Here is a 919-nt window from a genome sequence, read left to right as displayed (position 1 = left end):
GTTGCGCGTGCCGCCGACCCCCTGCAGGTCCTCGGTGAGGTCGATCGGAAAATTCAGCCCGGACTGCCGCAAGGCCGTGGTCTTGCCGGTGGCCGGCGGCCCGACGATCACATACCATGGCATTTCGCGCAGAAACTTTCGTCCGCCCAGCTTGCGGCGCTTCAGTTCGGCCATCACCTCGGCGAACTTGGCACCGACGGCCGCGACATTCTCTTCGCCGGGTCTGAGCGGCTTTTCCACCACCGGCGCGGCAATCTCGGCGACGAACATGCGGTTGGCGCGGATCGCCCGGCGCTGGGCGACGATCAGCCAGGTCAGCCAGAAGATGACCAGCAGCGCAATGATGACGATGCGCACGTTATCAGAGGCGAACGGTTCATAGGGACCGACCCTGACGATCGGACCGAACACCCAGATGACCAGGGAAAGCAGCGTGAGGCCGATCAGCGTCCATAGCCAGCGTGATGTCAGGACAGCCCAAAGGAAGCGCAGGATGAACATCTCACAGCCTCTTTTCGACAAGCACCTCGACGCGGCGGTTCAAGGCCCGCCCCTCGCGCGTGCTGTCGGTGGCGACTGGATCGGTGGCCGCGCGGCCCTCGGAATGGACGCGATCCCGCGGCACTCCGTTCTGGACCAGCATGTCGGCAATCGTCTGGGCGCGAGCCTCCGACAGTCGCTGGTTGGTCGACAGCGGATTGGTCTTTTGCAGGGGAACGCTGTCGGTATGACCGACGACGGTGATGTTTCCGATCAGCTCCTGGTTGGCGAGGATCACCTTGGCGAGCGACCCGATCAGGGGCTCGAAGCCTTCGGTCAGTTGTGGCCGTGACGACTGGAACAGTTCGGGATTGGAGGCCTGGATCGTCAGCTTGGCCAGCGAAACGCTTTCGGTGCCGCTGAGGGCGGATCTGAGGTC

Annotated in this window: 1 protein-coding gene and 1 pseudogene; both read right to left on the bottom strand. The window is 63.9% G+C overall.

What is annotated here, in order from left to right; all coding sequences use genetic code 11:
- Positions 1-501 (bottom strand): annotated as a pseudogene (locus EN914_RS36720) (type VI secretion system membrane subunit TssM); the annotation flags it as partial.
- Position 502: 1 nt separating this feature from the next.
- Positions 503-919 (bottom strand): OmpA family protein (locus tag EN914_RS36715; RefSeq protein ID WP_164779229.1); only part of this gene is annotated, 417 nt, incomplete at its 5' end.

The sequence above is a fragment of the Mesorhizobium sp. M7A.F.Ca.CA.001.08.2.1 genome (assembly GCF_003998455.1).
Lineage (GTDB): Bacteria > Pseudomonadota > Alphaproteobacteria > Rhizobiales > Rhizobiaceae > Mesorhizobium > Mesorhizobium ciceri.
This window is presented reverse-complemented; position numbering and strand designations above follow the sequence as displayed.